At 72.3% G+C, this 13,552-nt stretch carries 15 protein-coding genes, 1 tRNA gene and 1 other RNA gene; 4 read left to right on the top strand and 13 right to left on the bottom strand.

Annotation, left to right across the window (positions count from 1 at the left end; translation table 11 throughout):
- Positions 1-51 precede the first annotated feature (51 nt).
- From OH804_RS22920 to OH804_RS22940, 5 genes are all read right to left on the bottom strand, one after another.
- Positions 52-1,128 (bottom strand): hypothetical protein, encoded by a 1,077-nt coding sequence (locus tag OH804_RS22920; RefSeq protein WP_196921242.1) that lies wholly within the window; start codon positions 1,126-1,128, stop codon positions 52-54.
- Positions 1,129-1,204: 76 nt separating this feature from the next.
- Positions 1,205-1,855 (bottom strand): response regulator transcription factor, encoded by a 651-nt coding sequence (locus OH804_RS22925; RefSeq protein ID WP_196921241.1) that lies wholly within the window; start codon positions 1,853-1,855, stop codon positions 1,205-1,207.
- On the bottom strand, positions 1,852-3,096 hold the full coding sequence (locus OH804_RS22930; protein ID WP_406059436.1) for a histidine kinase: 1,245 nt from the start codon (positions 3,094-3,096) through the stop codon (positions 1,852-1,854). Before OH804_RS22930 ends, OH804_RS22925 begins: the two co-directional genes overlap by 4 nt.
- A 55-nt stretch (positions 3,097-3,151) precedes the next feature.
- Positions 3,152-3,658, bottom strand: coding sequence for a hemerythrin domain-containing protein (locus tag OH804_RS22935; protein WP_112582361.1), 507 nt, complete (start codon positions 3,656-3,658; stop codon positions 3,152-3,154).
- Positions 3,655-4,635, bottom strand: a complete 981-nt coding sequence (locus tag OH804_RS22940) for an aldo/keto reductase (protein ID WP_406059438.1) — start codon at positions 4,633-4,635, stop codon at positions 3,655-3,657. The genes OH804_RS22935 and OH804_RS22940 overlap by 4 nt, the downstream gene beginning before the upstream one ends.
- A gap of 70 nt (positions 4,636-4,705) precedes the next feature.
- Here OH804_RS22940 and mgrA point away from each other — a divergent pair, with 70 nt between their 5' ends.
- Positions 4,706-5,701 (top strand): L-glyceraldehyde 3-phosphate reductase, encoded by a 996-nt coding sequence (mgrA, locus tag OH804_RS22945; RefSeq protein WP_406059440.1) that lies wholly within the window; start codon positions 4,706-4,708, stop codon positions 5,699-5,701.
- A 27-nt stretch (positions 5,702-5,728) separates the two neighbouring features.
- Here mgrA and OH804_RS22950 read toward each other — a convergent pair whose 3' ends face one another.
- A complete protein-coding gene (locus tag OH804_RS22950) occupies positions 5,729-6,649 on the bottom strand; it encodes a lytic polysaccharide monooxygenase (RefSeq protein WP_406059441.1) in 921 nt (306 codons plus the stop codon).
- A gap of 124 nt (positions 6,650-6,773) precedes the next feature.
- On the opposite strand from OH804_RS22950, the gene OH804_RS22955 reads away from it, so the two are divergent.
- On the top strand, positions 6,774-6,896 hold the full coding sequence (locus tag OH804_RS22955) for a 50S ribosomal protein L36 (RefSeq protein WP_030490864.1): 123 nt from the start codon (positions 6,774-6,776) through the stop codon (positions 6,894-6,896).
- Positions 6,897-7,036: 140 nt separating this feature from the next.
- Entirely contained in the window at positions 7,037-7,297 is a 261-nt protein-coding gene (locus tag OH804_RS22960; RefSeq protein WP_406059444.1) for a YciI family protein, read from the top strand.
- Between the two features lie 146 nt (positions 7,298-7,443).
- Here OH804_RS22960 and OH804_RS22965 read toward each other — a convergent pair.
- Positions 7,444-7,516, bottom strand: a tRNA-Ala gene (locus OH804_RS22965).
- 88 nt (positions 7,517-7,604) lie between these two features.
- Complete coding sequence (locus OH804_RS22970) at positions 7,605-8,195, bottom strand: YqgE/AlgH family protein (RefSeq protein ID WP_030490862.1); 591 nt, start codon at positions 8,193-8,195, stop codon at positions 7,605-7,607.
- Positions 8,196-8,517: 322 nt separating this feature from the next.
- Here OH804_RS22970 and mdlC point away from each other — a divergent pair, with 322 nt between their 5' ends.
- A complete protein-coding gene (gene mdlC, locus OH804_RS22975) occupies positions 8,518-10,113 on the top strand; it encodes a benzoylformate decarboxylase (RefSeq protein WP_406059446.1) in 1,596 nt (531 codons plus the stop codon).
- A gap of 6 nt (positions 10,114-10,119) precedes the next feature.
- Here the strand turns inward: mdlC and OH804_RS22980 are convergent, their stop codons facing one another.
- The 5 genes from OH804_RS22980 to smpB all read right to left on the bottom strand — a co-directional run bounded on the left by OH804_RS22980 (position 10,120) and on the right by smpB (position 13,514).
- On the bottom strand, positions 10,120-11,073 hold the full coding sequence (locus OH804_RS22980; RefSeq protein ID WP_196921234.1) for a hypothetical protein: 954 nt from the start codon (positions 11,071-11,073) through the stop codon (positions 10,120-10,122).
- Between the two features lie 49 nt (positions 11,074-11,122).
- Entirely contained in the window at positions 11,123-11,632 is a 510-nt protein-coding gene (locus OH804_RS22985) for a hypothetical protein (protein WP_231392531.1), read from the bottom strand.
- A 173-nt stretch (positions 11,633-11,805) separates the two neighbouring features.
- A complete protein-coding gene (locus tag OH804_RS22990) occupies positions 11,806-12,483 on the bottom strand; it encodes a hypothetical protein (RefSeq protein ID WP_196921233.1) in 678 nt (225 codons plus the stop codon).
- A 71-nt stretch (positions 12,484-12,554) separates the two neighbouring features.
- Positions 12,555-12,930, bottom strand: a transfer-messenger RNA (tmRNA) gene (gene ssrA, locus OH804_RS22995).
- A 104-nt stretch (positions 12,931-13,034) separates the two neighbouring features.
- Positions 13,035-13,514, bottom strand: coding sequence for an SsrA-binding protein SmpB (gene smpB / locus OH804_RS23000; protein ID WP_112582503.1), 480 nt, complete (start codon positions 13,512-13,514; stop codon positions 13,035-13,037).
- Positions 13,515-13,552: the final 38 nt, after the last annotated feature.

Genomic DNA, 13,552 nt, shown 5'->3' on the forward strand with positions numbered 1-13,552 from the left:
CTCACATTCGCGGGGGCGCCCCGGGCATCAGGGGCACCCCCGCCACCACCCTCAGCCCCGGTCGCACCGCTGGCAGGTGCCGCGGCGACGCAGGTGGTACGCGTAGGTGGCCGCGCCGAGCGCCACGCCCCACACCGGCCAGAGCAGCATCGGCGCCCCGGTGATGCTCAACCCGCCGGTCAGCTCCCAGAACTTCGGATTGCTGAGCAGCCCCAGCGAGGCCGCAGTCACGGAGATGGCGACCAGGGTGGCCGGTACCACGGCCAGCTTCACCGGCACCCGACGGCCGGCGAGCCCGAGCATCCAGCGCGGGAACCGCTCGCCCCAGCGCTGCACCAGCCCGAGGGTGAGGATCGCGCCGACGGTGGCGAACGCGGCCAGCCCGAACCCGGCCCAGACCAGCCCGCTGTCCTGCATCTCGGTCAGGAACTCCCGGGAGATGCCCAGCGGGAAGCCGGCCGCCCAGGCGAACCTGGTCAACGCGTACGTGAAGGGGATGGCCGCGGCGATGCCGGCGGCCCAGCGGCCCCAGCGGGTGGCGGCGGCCGGGGTGGTCCACCGCTGGCCGGCGTCGGCGCGGCCGCAGCCGACGCAGGCCCCGGCGGTACGCCGCTGCCAGGCGAGCACCGCCCCGACCAGCAGCAGCCCGCCGGCCAGCGCCGCGAACCGGCCGAACAGCGCCCAGTTGAAGACGTCGGAGTAGTCGATCGGTGGCCAGCCGAACGGCGCGCCGACGATCAGGATTGGCAGGTAGCCGAGAACGATCAGCACTCGGACATCCGGCACGACCATGACGAGCACGAACGCGACCGCCCAGCCGTAGCCGGCGAGCAGCGCCCGCAGCGGGCCGGGTGGGCGCGCCGCCGGACGGCTCATGGCCAGGGCGGCCACCGCGGCGGTGAGCAGTACGCCGGCGAAGAGCGGGGTGGCCACCTCCACCGGCACCAGACGCAGCAAACTGACGTCGCCGCCATGCGGGTCGTTCGGGCCGAACGGGTAGCCGGCGCCGGTGAGGGTGCCGATCAGGGCGAGCACGCCCCACAGGCCGAGCCAACCAGCGGCCAGTGGGGCGAGCCGGTCCGGCCAGCGGGAGTCGGCACGGGGTCGGGAGGCAGTGATCGTTGTCATGCTCTCAGCCTGGTCCGACGGCCGATCGGTTCCCTCCCGGCAGGCGGTGAACCCACTCCCTCGGTGGAGGGACCGATCAGCCCGACGGGGTGACGAAGCCGGACTCGTAGGCGGCGATGACCGCCTGCGTACGGTCGCGGACGCCCAGCTTGGCCAGCACGTTGCCGACGTGCGTCTTCACCGTCTCCACCCCGACCACCAGGTGCGCGGCGATCTCCGGGTTGGACCGTCCGGTGGTCATCAACCGCAGCACCTCGGCCTCCCGTTCGGTGAGCCGGGCGGCGGTCAACCGGTCGCCGCCCGCCGGACCGTACGCCCCGACCAGTTGGCGGATCGCGGCCGGGAAGAGCAGCGACTCACCGGCCGCGACCACCCGGACCGCCTCCACCACCTCGGCGGGCCGGGACCGTTTGAGCAGGAACCCCGAGGCGCCGGCGCGCAGCGCCTCGTAGACGTACTCGTCGTTGGCGAACGTGGTGACCACCAGCACCCGGGGCGGGTCGGCGGAGGTGGCCAGCAGGTGCCGGGTGGCCTGGATGCCGTCGATGCCGGGCATCCGCACGTCCATCAGCACCACGTCGGGCCGGTGCCGGGCGACCAGCGGCGGCACCTCGGCACCGTCGGCGGCCTCGGCGAGCACGTGCAGGTCGGGTTGGGCGTCGATGATCGCTCGCAGCCCGATCCGGATCAGCTCGTCGTCGTCGACGATGAGCACCCCAGTGGTCATCGGGTCTCCTCGTAGGGCAGGCGGGCACGGATCAGCCACCGGTCGCCGTCCGGGCCCACTGTGATCCGGCCGCCGAGCAGCAGCACCCGCTCCCGCATGCCGTCCAGGCCTCGACCGCCCCGCCCCGGCCGGGCCCGTCCGGGGCGGCTCATCGCGTTCACCAATTCCAACTCCAGGGCGTCGCTGTGCAGGTCCAGGCGTACCGTCACCGGCCCGTGGCCGTGCCGGGCCGCGTTGGTCAGTCCTTCCTGGACGATCCGGTAGCCCTCCCGGGAGACCACCGCGGGCACCCGGGCCGGGTCGCCGGCGCGGTGCGCGTCCACGGCCAGGCCGGCCGCGCGGGCGTCGGTGACCAACCGGTCCAGGTCGGCGAGGGTACGCTGCGGCGCCACCACTGGCCTGTCGCGTCCGTTCTCCCGGAGCAGCCCGAGCACGTGGTCGAGGTCGTCCATCGCGGTCCGCCCGACGTCCTCGATGGCGGTGAGCGCCCGCCTGACGAACTCCGTGTCGGTGTCGAGGACCTCGCGGGCGGCCCCGGCCTGGAGGGTGGCCACTGTCAGCGCGTGTCCGACCGAGTCGTGCAGCTCCCGGGCCAGTCGGTTGCGTTCGGCGAGCCGGGTGGCCTGTGCTTCGAGGGCGGCGATCCGTTCCGCCTGCGCCGGGCCGAGCAGCACCGGTGCCATGGACCCGGCGAGCGCGCCGAGCCCGGCGACGACGTAGCCGAGGCCGACCAGCAGGAGCACCCCGGTCACTGTCAGCCATCCGCTGTCCTGCCCGTCCAGCGGCCCGAACTGTTCCCGGCTGGTCAGCTCGGTGCCGACGCCGAACTGTTGGGCGATGAAGGCCAGCGCCATCGGCAGGGCGCTGAACAGCGCGATCATCACCAGCGCGCCGACGATGAGGTGGGTGGCGATCCAGAGCGCGCTGCGCAGCCGGGTCTCCCGGTCGCCGTGGTGTCCGGGCGCGGGTTCGGGCAGGTCGACACCGAGCAGGGCCCGGACGGCGGCGATCTCCAGGGCCCGGCTGCCGTCCAGCAGCAACGGGACCACGGCGATCAGCACCGCGATGAGCAGCAGGACGTAGACCAGTGGGCGCGGAATCGCCGAGTCGGCGAGCAGTTGGCCGAAGGTCACCGCGAGCAGCCCGTACGGCAGCGCCAGCACGCCTCCGAGCAGCAGGAACACGCCGCGTCGCCAGGTGGTGCCGGCGACCAGCGGGGCCAGCGCCGCTCGGAGGTTCACCTCGCCATTCTGCTGCCCGGACCGGTCCCGGCAACTCCCCCGCGTCGGGGAGATGTCAGCGGTGGTCGGCGACGTACTGCTGCGGGTCCTTGTCGCGGAAGGGCAGGTTGCGGCCGTTCTTGTGCTCGCCGTAGAAGGTCAGCCAGCGTTGGCCCAGCTCGGCGCGGAGTTCGGTGCTGGCGTGCCGGCGGAAGTCGGGCAGCGCCTCGTCTTCCTCCTCGGCCAGGTGCTCGCTGTTCTCCCGGCGGGCCGTGCCGACCGCTTCCCACCACTGGTCCGAGCCGACCGGGTGCAGCTTCGCCTCGGCGATGGCGTCGCGGATCTTGTTGTGGTCGCCGATCGCGTCGGCGGTCTCGTCCTCGCCGTCGTCGCCGTGCTTGACCAGGTGTGGGTAGAGGATCGCTTCCTCCGCCTCGGCGTGGATGTCCAGGTGCAGGGCGAGGGCGTCCCAGATGGCGAGCATCTCCTGCTCGTCGCGGGCGTCGTCGAGGCGGGCGAAGCCACGCCGGAAGGCGGCGTGGTCGTCCAGGATCAGCGCGGTGATGTCGTCCACTGTGCTCACTTTCCGGTGGTGTTGGCGAACCGGGCACGCAGCATCGCCGGCATCGCGGCGAGTCCGGTGATGGGGCGGAAGCGTTTCGCGGTCTCGGCCAGCGCCGTGTACTCGTCGTCGGCGAGGTCGATGTCGGCGGCGGCGGCGTTGCGTTCCATCTGCTCGACTCCGGACGCGCCGGGGATGGCGAGCACGTTGGGGTGGCGCAGCAGGTAGGCCAGCGCGATCTGGCTGGGGGTGGCGTCGTGGGCGTCGGCGACCTGGCGCACTGTGTCGATCAGCGCCGCGCCGCGCTCCAGGTTCTCCGGCAGGAAGTACGGGTTGGCGCGCCGGACCGCGCCGGTGGGCGGGTTCCTGGCGTCGTAGCGGCCGGAGAGGAAGCCCTGCGCGAGCGGGCTGTACGCGATGACCACCCGACCGGCCTGCCGCGCGTACGGCAGCAGGTCCTGCTCGGGTGCGCGGTCCAGCATGCTGTAGCGGACCTGGTTGCTGAGCACCCGCCGGCCGAGTGCCGCTTCGGCGACCTGCCAGCGGCGCAGCCCGTAGTTGCTCACCCCGACCTCGCCGACCAGCCCGACGTCCTGGAGGGTCCGCATGCCGCGCATGGTGGTGTGGTCGGCGACCAGCGGGTTGGGCTGGTGCACCTGGTAGAGGTCGATGCTGGTGACGCCGAGTCGGGCCGCCGAGGCGACCGCCCGCTGCTGCACCACGGCGGCCACCGGCAGCACCGGCAGGATCTTGCTGGCGACCACCACCTTGGGCCGGTCGTCGCCGAGGGCCGCGCCGAGGATGCGTTCGCTGCGCCCGAAGCCGTAGACCTCCGCGCTGTCGAAGACCGTCACGCCCAGCTCGACGGCCCGCCGGACGATCTGCGCCGCCTGCTTCTCGAAGTCCGGGCCGTAGCCCCACTCCCGGGAGCCGAACTGCCAGGTGCCCAACCCGATCTTGGACAGCGGTTTCGGGGTGTCGAGCGCAATGAAACGCATGGCGTCGAAACTACCCCGATGTCCTGGTTTCCACGCCCGATCCGCGCCACGCTGAGCCGGAGCTAGGCTCATGATCGTGACCTACCTCGCCGCGGATGACCGCTACGACACCATGACCTATCGGCGCAGCGGGCGCAGTGGCCTGCGGCTGCCCGCCGTCTCGCTCGGCCTGTGGCACAACTTCGGTCCGGACCGCCCGTTCGAACGGCAGCGCGACATCGTGCGCCGCGCCTTCGACCTGGGTGTCACCCACTTCGACCTGGCCAACAACTACGGTCCGCCGCCCGGTTCGGCGGAGGAGAACTTCGGCCGGATGCTCGCCACCGACCTGAAGCCGTACCGGGACGAGTTGGTCATCTCCAGCAAGGCCGGGTACCTGATGTGGCCCGGCCCGTACGGGGAGTGGGGCTCGCGCAAGAACCTCATCTCGTCGCTGGACCAGTCACTGGGCCGGATGGGGCTGGACTACGTCGACATCTTCTACTCGCACCGGTTCGACCCGGACACCCCGCTGGAGGAGACGATGGGGGCGCTCGACGCCGTCGTCCGCTCCGGCAAGGCGCTCTACGTCGGCATCTCGAACTACAACTCGGAGCAGACCGCGCGGGCCGCCGCGATCCTGCGTGACCTGGGTACGCCGCTGCTGATCAACCAGCCGTCGTACTCGATGCTCAACCGCTGGACCGAGTCCGACGGCCTGCTCGACACTCTGGAGCAGGTCGGCGCGGGCTGTATCGCGTACAGCCCGTTGGCTCAGGGCCTGCTGACCGACCGTTACCTGGGCGGCATCCCGGCCGACTCGCGGGTTCGCACCAGCGTCTTCCTCAACGAGAGCGACCTCAGCGAGGAGAAGATGGCCACCATCCGTGGGCTCGGCGCGGTCGCCGAGCGGCGCGGCCAGTCCCTGGCTCAGCTCGCGTTGGCCTGGGCGCTGCGTGACCCGCGGATGACCAGCCTGATCATCGGGGCGAGCAGCGTGGAGCAGTTGGAGACGAACATCGCCGCGCTGGGCAACCTCGACTTCACTGCCGACGAGTTGGCCGAGATCGAGCGCCACCTGGGCTGAGCCCCGCCGGGCCCCGGGCGGGCCGGGTCACCAGATCCGGCGCCGCCCGGCCCGGTGGTTGCGGACCTCGCACTGCCTGCCGACCGGTGCGGCGGCGCTGCGGCGGCGCCGTCCGGCGCCGATCAGCAGCGCCAGGACCAGCACGGCGGCGGCGCCGGCCAGCACCGGCCACCGACGGCCGAGGTCGGTCACCGACGCCACCGGCACGCCCGGGTCGGCCGCCGCCGCCACCGCGGACTCGGTGGGGGTTGGCCCACTGGCAGCGGTACGCGGCGCAGCCGCCGCGCTCTTCTTCGCGGCGGCCTTCGACGGGGCGGCGTTGGCCTTGGCGCCCCGGAACACCACGTCCGAGCAGGAGTAGTAGGTGTCCGGGGTGTTGGAGTTCTGCCAGATCGTGTAGATCAGGTGTCGGCCGCTGCGGCCCGCCGGCAACCGACCCGCCAACTGGTACGCCCCGGCCCGTACGGGCGGGTCGGTCAGCGTCAGAAACGGACGCGACTCCAGATCAGCCCAGGTGAGCTTCCTGCGCGGGTCGTAGTCGGGCGTGGTGACGTAGAGCCGGAAGGTGCCCCGGTGCTCGATGGTGGTCCGGTACCGGAAGGTGAACTTCGCTCCGGCGGTCAGTTCGGTGCTCGGCCAGTCGGTGCGGGGCAGATCCAACCCTCGGTACGCGGACAGTCCGCCGCTGCACAGCTCACCGTCCGGGATCCGTTCCCGATCTCGCCCGTTGATCGCCGCGACGCGTACGTTGTCCCATTCGCGCACCGCCGCGCCGGCCTCGATCGCCGCCCGGCAGGCGCTGGTGGCCGCGTACCGGCCCTCGGGGCCGCACGCCGCCGCGCGACTGATCGGGTCGGTCGGGGCGCCGTGGGCGGCTGCGGGTGTGGCGGCCAGGGGCACTGTCGCGGCAGCGACCAGCACCGTGGCGAGGAGCCGGCGTACGGGCATGAGGATGACCTCCGCCCACTGGTACGGCTGCGGGGCGGCAAAGGTTCGACGCTGACCGGTCGGGAATCCCGCAGGTGGGTGTGGCGTTTCGATACTCGGAACCGCTTGCACCGAGGAGGCAGAGATGAAGGTACGTAGCTCGTTGCGTGCACTGAAGCAGAAGCCGGGTTCGGTGGTGGTCCGCCGTCGCGGCCGGGTGGTCGTGGTGAACCGCGCCAACCCGCAGTGGAAGAGCCGTCAGGGCTGATTTAGCCCTTACCGGACATCTAGTCGCCAACGCCCTGACCGGGTCATCCGGTCGGGGCGTTTTCGCGTGTGCGACCAGACGGTGGTGTCGTGCCGGGTCGACTAGGGTGCTTCGAAAGATCGCCCCGATGAGGAGGAACCGTGTTCGTCTTGGAGCTGTCCTTCGGCGACGAACCCGACCGGCTCGCCGCCCGACCGGCGCACCGGGAGCGTCTCCAGGCCCTGCACCAGGAAGGCCGGCTGGTCATGGCCGGGCCGTTCGCCGACGACTCCGGAGCACTGCTGATCTTCGACGTCCCGGACGCCGAAGCGTTCGCCGCGATCGTCGCCGCCGACCCCTATTACCGCACCCCTGGGGTGACGATCGCCGGCCAGCGGGAGTGGTCACCGATCGTCAGGTAGCCGGTCAGTCTCATGATCGCGGTGGTCGGCACCCCGGGAGTGCGGGGTGCAGGTCCACCGAGGGGCGCAGGGACGGCCCTTGACGGCACCGCCAGAAACAGCAAACGCCCTGGTCGGATTGTCCCGACCAGGGCGTTTCTCAAGGGTGGAGCCGAGGGGACTCGAACCCCTGACCCCCACACTGCCAGTGTGGTGCGCTACCAGCTGCGCCACGGCCCCTTGCTGTTGTCCCGGTCGCCCGGGCACTGGGAAACTATACACAGACGGGCCCGCATGGTCATCTCGCGGGGTCCCTCGCCGAGCCGGGTCAGTTGAGTGCCACGTCTGGCGGGAAGTGTGCGACGGCGGCCATCATCCCGCCCTGCCGGCGCAGCACCATCGGCCACAGGTCGTCGGGTCGGTCGACGAAGGCGTCCCCGGGCAGCCCGTCCAGCACGAACCAGGACCCGTCAGCGATCTCCTGCTCCAACTGGCCGCTGCCCCAGCCGGAGTAGCCGGCGAAGACCCGGATGCCGCCGATGCTCTCCCGCAGCCGCTCCGGGTCGACCGAGAGGTCGATCGTGCCGACCGCCCCGGAAACCTGGTGGAAGCCCTTCAGCCTGCGCATCGGGTGCCGCATCCGGGCGAGGCAGATGGCCGAGTCGGGCTGCACCGGGCCACCCTCGAAGAGCACCGCCGGGTGGCGGGCCAGGTCGCTCCAGTCACCGAGCACCTCGGCCACCGGCACTTCGGTGGCCCGGTTCAGCACCACGCCGAGCGCGCCGCCCGGCTCGTGGGCGACCAGCAGCACCACCGTACGGTCGAAGTTCGGGTCCTTGAGCGCCGGAGTCGCGACCAGCAGCCGCCCGGTCATCGACTCCATCGCTCGTCCGCCGATCGCCTGGCCCTCTCCCTGCATGCCACACACCCGTCAACCGTGAGCCCGCGCCGAGGGCCGGTCATCGACCGGATCCGCCCACCGCATCGGGTTCAGCCGCGCTGTCAACGCCATGCCTGGCACCATAGCCTGCGTCCTGGGTGCTGGCTAAGGTCTGACCGGCGGGTGATCGGACAGTTAAGACGAAGGGCCGATGCACCCGGCTACAGACCTCCCGGTGATCGACGGCTCGGGACCACCGACGGCTGAGAAACGCCCGAAAGGTCCGTCACATCCCGATAGATTCGGCTGATCGGGAGGGCGACCGCGGTCGCCCCTGCCCGCGACACGGAGGCGGGTGGCGATGGCAACTGTCCGGGACGCGACGTACGACGTGCTCCGCACCCTCGGCATGACCACTGTCTTCGGCAACCCCGGCTCCACCGAAGAGCCGTTCCTCCAGGACTTCCCCGCCGACTTCCACTACGTCCACGCGCTGCAGGAGGCGACGGCCGTCGCGATGGCCGACGGCTACGCCCAGGCCAGCGGATTGCCCGCCCACGTCAACCTGCACACCGCCCCGGGCACCGGCAACGGCATGGGCAACCTGGTCACCGCCTGGCACAACAAGACCCCGCTGATCGTCACCGCCGGCCAGCAGACCCGGGAGATGCTGCTCCTGGAACCCCGGCTGGCCAGCCGCCGACCCACCGAGCTTCCACAGCCCTACGTGAAGTGGGCCTACGAGCCGGCCCGCGCGCAGGACATCCCCGCGGCGATGCTGCGGGCGTACGCGACGGCGGTGCAGCCACCGGCCGGGCCGGTCTTCCTCTCCCTGCCGATGGACGACTGGGCCCAGCCCGCCGACCCGCCGCCCGCGCCGCGGACGGTGGCCACCCGGTTCGCGCCGGACCCCCAACGGATGGAGGAGTTCGTCCGGGTGCTGGCCGGCAGCCGCAACCCGGTGCTCGTGTACGGGCCGGGGGTGGACCGCTCCGGAGGCTGGCCGACCGCTGTCGCGCTGGCGGAGCGGCTCGCCGCGCCGGTCTGGTCGGCTCCCGCCCCCGAGCGGGCGGTGTTCCCCGAGGACCACCCGCACTTCCGCGGCGTGCTCCCGTACGCGATCGGCCCGCTCGCCGAGGCGCTGCGCGGGCACGACACGGTCCTGGTCATCGGCGCCCCGGTGTTCCGCTACTACCCGTACGTGCCGGGTGGGCACCTGCCCGACGGCGCCCGACTGCTGCACATCACCGACGACCCGGACGAGGCCGCGCGAGCCCCGGTCGGTGACAGCCTGCTCAGCGATCCGGGGCTGGCCCTGGCTGAGCTTGTCGAACGGGTGCCGCCGAGCGACCGGCCGGCGCCCACGCGACGGGAAGCACTGCCGCCGCCGGAGGTCGGCACCCCGCTGAGCGCCGACACCCTGTTCGCCGCCCTGGCCGCGCACTGGCCCACCGACGGCGTGCTGGTCCAGGAGTCACCCTCCAACCTGTCCGCGCTGCGTCGTCAGCTGCGGATCACCCGCCCCGCGTCGTACTTCACGATGGCCAGCGGCGGCCTCGGCTACGGCCTGCCGGCAGCGGTCGGCATCGCACTGGCCGAGCGGAACGCCGGGCGCGGTCGTCCGGTGGTGGCGGTGATCGGCGACGGCTCCTTCCACTACTCGGTGCAGGCGCTCTGGACGGCCGCGCGCCTGGCACTGCCGGTGGTGGTCGTCGTCCCGGTCAACCAGCAGTACGCGATCCTCAAGGCGTTCGCCGAGCTGAAGCACACTCCCGGGGTGCCCGGCCTGGACCTGCCGGGTTTGGACATCATCGCGATCGCGGCCGGCTACGGCTGTGCCACGCAGGTGGTGGAGACCCCCGACCAGCTCGGCGCGGCGCTCGCCGCCGGGCTGCGCGCCGACCGGCCCACTGTGCTGCCGGTGCCGATCAGCACCGACGTGCCCCGCATCCTCTGAACCGCGTCAGCGCGGTGCTATCGACAGCGGGGCACCGGTGAAGACGTCCAGCACCGGCCGGCTGCCCAGCGGCGCCGCGAGGGTGACGGTGACCGGCTCCACTTTCAGCAGGGCGATGCACTCGCCGGTGGCCCGGGTGACGCCGCCACCGACCACCACGACGTCGGGCCCTTCCCACACCAACGGCGTGATCCCGGTGTCGCAGGCGCCGACGCCGAGCCGCACTGTCAGCCGGGCGCCGTCGACAGCTGCCAGGTCCTGGGCCGCCACCAACCCGTCCGGCAGCGGCCGGGCCGGCGCGATCGGCTCGGGGACGGGAGTGATCGCCGTGGGCGCGACGGCGAGCCGGACCACCGGCGTGGCCAGCTCCTTGATGGTGAACAGCCAGGCGGGGACCTGCGCCACACCGCGGCTCGTGCGGACCGGCGCGGCGCCGAACGTGACAGCGGTGACGGTGAGCGGGAGACAGGCGGTCTGTGTGCTGCTCGTGGCCCACCCGTCCGGCCCTGGTTCGACGGTGGGGCCGCCGGGGGTGGGTCGGCCGGGCCGCTTGGGCCGCCCCGGGCAGGGCAGCGGGTCACCCTGGTCGAGCTGCCGGTACGCCTCGGCGGCGCTGACCAACGGCAGCCTCAGCCGTCCGTCCGGGAACTGGATCTCGCCGCCGACCCGGGTGGGCGGGATTCCGACCTGCGCGCGGTACCACCCGGCCCGGAAGGCCGCCTCGGTGTCGGGGGTGAAGCCCGGGTCACCGGTGAGCAGTGTCGGCCCCTCCAACGGCACGTAGCCCGCGCGCCAGTCGGGACCGGGCCGCCACGCCTCGGCGACCTGACCGGCCCGCTGGTCGAACGCGTCCGCGCCGCGCGTGGGGCTGCGCGGGCCGTCGGCCGGGCCAGCGTCGGTCGCGGCACAGCCCGCCGTGAGCAGGAACGGGAGTACGAGCAACAGAGCCGATCGACGCATGTACGGTTCGACGCGTCCGCCGACCGGCCGGTTCCCGACCTGGGCCCACTCAGGTCTCGCCACCCAGATCCGTCTGGTACGCCTCCCAGAGCAGGTCGGCGCCCCGCCGCCGGTGCCGGGCCAACCTCCGCAGCAGGTGCCCGGCCCGATGCCGCAGCTCGTCGGGGTGCGCCTCGGGCCGCTCGGCGATCTGCTGGACCGCCAGGATCGCGGCGACTATCGCCACGTGCTCCCGGGTCAGCAGCCGCACGCCGTGGTCCAGTCGCGGCGACTGGTTGAGCAACTCCCGGTAGAGGCCGGTGGGGCCCTCGGTGGCCCGGACGTGCTCGGCGAAGCCCTGTCGCACCGGGCGCAGCCGAAGGAGAACGTCTTCGCGCCAGCGCGGTTCGGTGACGGCGACGGCGACGGCCCGGCCGAGGGCGTGCACGTCACCGGCGAGGCCGGCCGGGCGCGGCTCGCCGGGCAGACCGAGGGAATGTGGATCGGCGGGGAGCCCCGCCGGCTGCGCGACGCGCGGTCGGGCGACGAGTGACGGCTGCTGGACCGGACCGGTGACCATGGCACCTCCCGCGCGGCGGCTCTGCTATCCCATACCGCGATGGTGAGGCTGCCCGGCCCGCCCTGTCCAGGGCCCCGCACCGCCTCATCTGCCCCGTTGGCCCCAACGGCCCCACCAGCCGCACTGGTGCGACCCCTGGGCGCCGCACAGACCCCGCGGGACGTACGCCCGGTTCAGTCGCTCGACGGGCGCTCCGCCAGGCGGCGCAGGTGGTCGGCCACGGCGTGCGCGTCGGTGTCCCGACCGTCGCCCGGCCGACCGGTCGTGATCGCCTCGGCCAGCGCCCGCAGCTCGGGGGGCGGCAGGCTGGGCAGTCCCATGCCGCGCAGGGGGATGGTGACCCCCCGCGTACTCCCCCTGTTGGTGGCGAGGATGGCCCGCACCCGCGCTCCGCCGCCCGGACCATCGTCGTCCGCCTCGCGGTACGACACCACGCCGGACTCGATCCGGGCGGTGGCGAGGTCGACGGTGCGGGTGCGCAGCGCACCGCGTACCCGCGCGCGGCTGCCGTCCAGCCAGGCGGCCGTGCGGAGCACCCGCAGCACGAGGTAGAGGCCGAGCAGGACGAACGGCAGACCACACAGGCCGATGAAAGGGCTGGGACCGGACTGGTTCGGGTCGGCGGAGTCGCGTAGCCCGGGCGGCAGCAACCCCGGTGGCAGGTCGCGAGCCTCCTCATAGGAGGCGAACGCGTCACCCGGGCCGGTCAGCCGACGCAGCAGCCCGTCGGCGACGAGGGGCAGCGCCACGAACGCCGCGCCGACCGCCGCGAGGAGGACGCCGGCCACCACCGCCACGACGCGCTGACCGGGCGACGCGCCGACCGACAGGCGCAGCTCCTGGTTGGTCACAGGAGGCAGCGTAAGACCCGCCCGACACAACGAAGCGCCCCGGCTGGTGGGCCGGGGCGCTTCGTTCGAGGTGGTGGAGGTGCCGGGAATCGAACCCGGGTCCTTCGCCGGTTTGTCAGGGCTTCTCCGAGCGCAGCTCGCTGTGCCTCTACTCGGCCCCACCGCTCACGCGAGCAAGTTGGTGTGACGGGCCCAGTCGCTGATTAATCTCGCCGCACGGACCCCGCGACCGGGTCCGATTGGCCAGCCTCCTAGCTGATGCCGGCTACTGGGACGAAGGCGTTCCCAGGCCGACAGACTTAGCTACTCGCCTCAGGCGGCGAGAGCGAAGTCAGCGCGATTGTTCTTGGCGCTTATAAGTTTCCGACGACCGATTCTCGAGACGACGTCGGCTTCCTCGGCTCGCTTCCCCTGTCGCTGCGTACGAAGTCGAAACCAGTCACCCCCTCGACAGGCCGCCGATGTGGCGGCACTGACAAGACTAACGCCTGCCGCAACAGCTTTCATCCCGAGCCCCGGGCCGGCTCGCCGACCCGGACAAACGGGATGAACTAGTCGTCCATGCCCTTGCCGCGTCGACCGGACACCCGGGCGATCTCCCGGTCCGCGTCCCGCTTGGCGAGGTCCTGACGCTTGTCGTACGACTTCTTGCCCTTGGCCAGGGCGATCTCGACCTTGGCCCAGCCGTCCGAGAAGTAGACCTGCAACGGGACGATCGTGTAACCGCCCTCGCGGGTCTTGCCGAGGAGCTTGTCGATCTCGGCCCGGTTGAGCAGCAACTTGCGGGTACGCCGGGGCTCATGGTTGGTCCAGGTGCCCTGGGTGTACTCCGGGATGTGCATCGAGTGCAGATAGAGCTCGCCGTCACGTTCCTGCGCGAACGCGTCGACCAGCGACGCTCGCCCGGCCCGCAGCGACTTGACCTCGGTGCCGGTCAGCGCCATGCCCGCCTCGTACGTGTCGAGGACGGCGTAGTCGTGGCGCGCCTTCTTGTTGGAGGCGACCACCTTGCGCCCCTTTTCCCGTGGCATCGGTGCCACCCCCTCTCCTTCGTCAACGGCCGGGTTCA

Origin of the sequence: Micromonospora sp. NBC_00860 (assembly GCF_045207375.1) — a bacterium.
In the GTDB taxonomy this organism is placed as follows: domain Bacteria; phylum Actinomycetota; class Actinomycetes; order Mycobacteriales; family Micromonosporaceae; genus Micromonospora; species Micromonospora vinacea.

Excerpts from the sequence above, each read along its gene's own strand:
- OH804_RS22920 (WP_196921242.1), bottom strand. The coding sequence starts at position 1,128 with ATGACAACGATCACTGCCTCCCGACCCCGTGCCGACTCCCGCTGGCCG.
- OH804_RS22925 (WP_196921241.1), bottom strand. The coding sequence starts at position 1,855 with ATGACCACTGGGGTGCTCATCGTCGACGACGACGAGCTGATCCGGATC.
- OH804_RS22940 (WP_406059438.1), bottom strand. The coding sequence starts at position 4,635 with ATGCGTTTCATTGCGCTCGACACCCCGAAACCGCTGTCCAAGATCGGG.
- mgrA (WP_406059440.1), top strand. The coding sequence starts at position 4,706 with ATGATCGTGACCTACCTCGCCGCGGATGACCGCTACGACACCATGACC.
- OH804_RS22950 (WP_406059441.1), bottom strand. The coding sequence starts at position 6,649 with ATGCCCGTACGCCGGCTCCTCGCCACGGTGCTGGTCGCTGCCGCGACA.
- OH804_RS22955 (WP_030490864.1), top strand. The coding sequence starts at position 6,774 with ATGAAGGTACGTAGCTCGTTGCGTGCACTGAAGCAGAAGCCGGGTTCG.
- OH804_RS22970 (WP_030490862.1), bottom strand. The coding sequence starts at position 8,195 with ATGCAGGGAGAGGGCCAGGCGATCGGCGGACGAGCGATGGAGTCGATG.
- mdlC (WP_406059446.1), top strand. The coding sequence starts at position 8,518 with ATGGCAACTGTCCGGGACGCGACGTACGACGTGCTCCGCACCCTCGGC.
- OH804_RS22980 (WP_196921234.1), bottom strand. The coding sequence starts at position 11,073 with ATGCGTCGATCGGCTCTGTTGCTCGTACTCCCGTTCCTGCTCACGGCG.
- OH804_RS22985 (WP_231392531.1), bottom strand. The coding sequence starts at position 11,632 with ATGGTCACCGGTCCGGTCCAGCAGCCGTCACTCGTCGCCCGACCGCGC.
- smpB (WP_112582503.1), bottom strand. The coding sequence starts at position 13,514 with ATGCCACGGGAAAAGGGGCGCAAGGTGGTCGCCTCCAACAAGAAGGCG.